This is a genomic window from Nitrospira sp. T9 (genome assembly GCF_052156535.1).
In the GTDB taxonomy this organism is placed as follows: Bacteria; Nitrospirota; Nitrospiria; order Nitrospirales; family UBA8639; genus Nitrospira_E.
The window spans coordinates 1-3,278 of the sequence record NZ_JBQKUP010000008.1 but is presented as its reverse complement, the minus strand read 5'-3'; the positions used below and the strand labels follow the sequence as shown (position 1 = coordinate 3,278).

Below are 3,278 nucleotides of genomic sequence, written 5' to 3'. Positions count from 1 at the left end.
CGAATGGGGTCATTACCCCTAGTGGGGCACAGACCATTCAGGTGGGCCAGACCGTCACCTTTACTGGCACGGGCACTGATCCTGAACCCAACCTACCCCTTACTCATCGGTGGACCTTTGGAGCCGGCTCTGGGATTCCTGATGCCACGGTGAAGGACCCGGGGGCGGTGACCTTCCCGAACGCCGGGGTGTTTACGGTGACCTATACGGTAACGGATGCCCTGGGATTGCCCGACCCCACCCCCGCGACCGTTCAAGTGACGGTGTCTGGCACACCGCCACCCTCCTCTTTAACCATCTCGAATCTGACCGTAGCCAGTGGGCAATCATATGTTGTGCCCGCTTCCGGCCTCCAAGCCGGGGGCACGGTCTATATCGACCGCGGCTATACTTTTACCACGGTTCCTGCCAGCATGCAGGGCGCCACATATATCCGAACCGCCAACAATGATAAAGCGGCTACCACTGCCACTTTCCTCAGCTTTTCAGTTAATCAACCCGTCTCCGTGTCGGTCGCCCATGACGTGCGGCTCACCCCTAAACCGTCGTGGTTGAGCACCTTTACGGATACCGGTACAAATCTGGTGACCTCGGATACCACTCTCCGCCTCTTTGCGCGGTCCTTCCCGGCTGGGACTATTACCCTCGGGGGCAATGCCAGCGGTGGAAGCGGCAGCATGTATTCGGTCGTCATCCAACCTCAGAGCCAAATTCCATAAACTGACTTATCCCAAGACCAATATAGTGGTTTAACTTTTCATTAGTACCTGGCGAAGATCGTATCGATCGCCTTCCCCAGTTCTTGGTGAGGCTGATGATGTTTCCTCAAGCGGGCTTTGAGGATTGCCCATTGTGATTCAATGGGGTTCAGATCAGGCGAGTACGTGGGCAGATATTTCAAGTAACAGCCTTTGGTTTCGATAAGATCCTTGGTGGCAGCGGACTTATGAAAGGACGCATTGTCCATCAATCCGGTCTGCCCCGGACGCAACTCAGGCAACAGCGCTTGCTCCAGCCATGTATAGAACACCCCCGTATCACAATAGCCCTCAAAGCGCATGGGGGCCACGAGCTGTGACCGATTGAGGGCGGCGATGAGGCTGATCCGTTGAGTGGTAGAACCGACGATGTCGCCCCGCACGGTCGTGCCGCGTGCGGCCCGAGCATACGGACGATGCAGGGCCTCATTAACTCCACTTTCATCAAGATAGACCAGGTCATCGGGGTCCAAGTCAGCCAGCTCGTCTTGGAATTGTGCCCGGGCGACTTCGTCCCGCTCAACGTATAGGGGCGTTTTTTTTTCGGGTGATCTGCAACCGGCGGCAGGCTTTCCAAATGGCCACGGCGCTGACAGCAAACTCCTCCCCCAGTTCTGCCAGCGTCGCATCGGGATCCTTCGCGATATACTGGGCCACTACGACATCATCCAGTTTTCGGGGGGCATATTTCCCTCGGGGGCGTGGGGCCAAACTGCCCTCAGTCTGAGATTGCCGGAGCCAGCGATACAGGGTATCTCGACCGATCTGGAAAATCTGACAGGCCTGTTTTCGGTCTCCACCGGCCTGAACATACGCGACGACTCGCTCTCGAAGATCAAGACTATAGGCATTGCTCATACCCCGGAGATTAGCATGACAGAAGTCTTAGTTAAAAGTTAATATACTATAATATACCTAGGAATGGGACCGTCTTCTGATGCATTAGAGATGGCTGAGAAAACTCACTGAATCGTTTAAGGTACAGCATAGGTACATCTCTTAGACGACAGACACCCCGTCCAATGGAGAAACCAAGCGGTAACCATTTGATAACGCGGAGTTTTAAGAAGGCCTTTTATCTTGTCTAGTAGTCTATTGGGCTGCGGCGGGTAACAACTCAGATGTAGCCATCAACAATTAGCCGGTTAGAGCAAACCATGATGATTTTACAGGATCCTCTCTTAAAACATCGAGAGTTGTTCAGACAACTTGAATAATGGAGAGAACTTTCTCATGCTGGAGCGTCCGGAGAGAAGTATCCCTGATACATCTGCCTATTGAATTTGCCAATCTAGGGACGTAGTCGCGGGATAGCCTGTTGAGGTTATGGTCGCCCCATTCATTAACCATACCGCTACTGTGCCACTACCAGTATTATGCCAGACGAGGTCTGCCTTCCCATCGCCATTGAAATCGCCAACCTGCCGAATCACCCAATTCAACGAGACACTACCTGGAAAGCCGGTCGATGTGATCGTCGCCCCATTCATGAACCACACCGCCACCGCGCCTGAGCTCGCATGACGCCAAACAATGTCCTCCGTGCCATTCCCATTTACGTCTCCCAAGCCCGCAATCTGCCACGCTAAGGATCCACCGGATGGGAAACCTGTTGACGTAATAGTGGCTCCATTCATCAGCCACACTGCCACGGCCCCTGTGCTGTTTTTACGCCAAACGAGGTCTGCCTTCCCATCGCCATTGAGATCCCCTACCTCCTTAATCACCCAATCCAAGGGGACACTACCTGGAAAGCCGGTCGATGTGATGGTTGTCCCATTCATGATCCACACCGCCACGGCACCACTGCTCGTATTTCGCCAAACGAGGTCTGCCTTCCCATCGCCATTGAGATCTCCCACACCCACGATCTGCCACGCTAAGGGCGCCCCGGATGGGAAACCCGTCGACGTGATGGTTGTCCCGTTCATGAACCACACTGACACGGCGCCACTATTGGTATTTCGCCAGACGAGGTCGGACTTTCCATCGCCATTAAGATCGCCCTTTCCGGCGATTTTCCAGGATAAAGACGCCCCGCCTGGAAACCCTGTATTGGCAATATTAACACCGTTCATGAGCCACACGGCCGAGGTCCCGGTACTGGTATTCCGCCAAACAAGATCCGATTTGCCGTCGACATTAAAATCATGCGGGGCAATGGCACCACTAGAATTTTTGACGATACCCACAGTGTCGGTGATCCCGCCCCCTGCCCGTAAATTCCGAAACGTGAGGCTGCTGCCCGTAATGTCCAAGAGCACCGACCCATAGGCCAGGTCAACCACCGTCATGACAGGATGGGATCCAGTATTGGTTTCAATGCTTTTACCCCCATGACCTGCGACCACATAGACCGTTCCCTCGTGCGACACACCCCCGGCACTTTTTTGATACGCTCCCGTGCCAGAGGGATTCCCATTTCCCGCATCAAGAATATGGCCATCGGCTTGCAGCGTATTGAATGATGGGGTGGCAAAGTTGGGGGCCGTGCCATAGCCGTAGGCCCCATCCAGGAGG

The 3,278-nt window shown here is 54.4% G+C and carries 4 protein-coding genes; 1 reads left to right on the top strand and 3 read right to left on the bottom strand.

The window, feature by feature from the left end; genetic code table 11:
- Nucleotides 1-719, top strand: a 719-nt coding sequence (locus ACTRXD_RS00080; protein WP_442429850.1) for a PKD domain-containing protein, incomplete at its 5' end; no start/stop codon positions are given.
- A gap of 41 nt (nucleotides 720-760) precedes the next feature.
- Here the strand turns inward: ACTRXD_RS00080 and ACTRXD_RS00075 are convergent.
- From ACTRXD_RS00075 to ACTRXD_RS00065, 3 genes are all read right to left on the bottom strand, one after another.
- Nucleotides 761-1,387 carry an IS630 family transposase gene (locus ACTRXD_RS00075; RefSeq protein WP_442429849.1) on the bottom strand — a complete coding sequence of 209 codons (627 nt, stop codon included), beginning with the start codon at nucleotides 1,385-1,387 and terminating at the stop codon, nucleotides 761-763.
- The gene (locus ACTRXD_RS00070; RefSeq protein WP_442429848.1) at nucleotides 1,278-1,616 is read right to left on the bottom strand and encodes an IS630 transposase-related protein; all 339 of its coding nucleotides are present in this window, start codon (nucleotides 1,614-1,616) and stop codon (nucleotides 1,278-1,280) included. Before ACTRXD_RS00070 ends, ACTRXD_RS00075 begins: the two co-directional genes overlap by 110 nt.
- Before the next feature lie 416 nt (nucleotides 1,617-2,032).
- A partial coding sequence (locus ACTRXD_RS00065) for an FG-GAP repeat domain-containing protein (protein WP_442429847.1) occupies nucleotides 2,033-3,278 on the bottom strand: 1,246 nt, incomplete at its 5' end.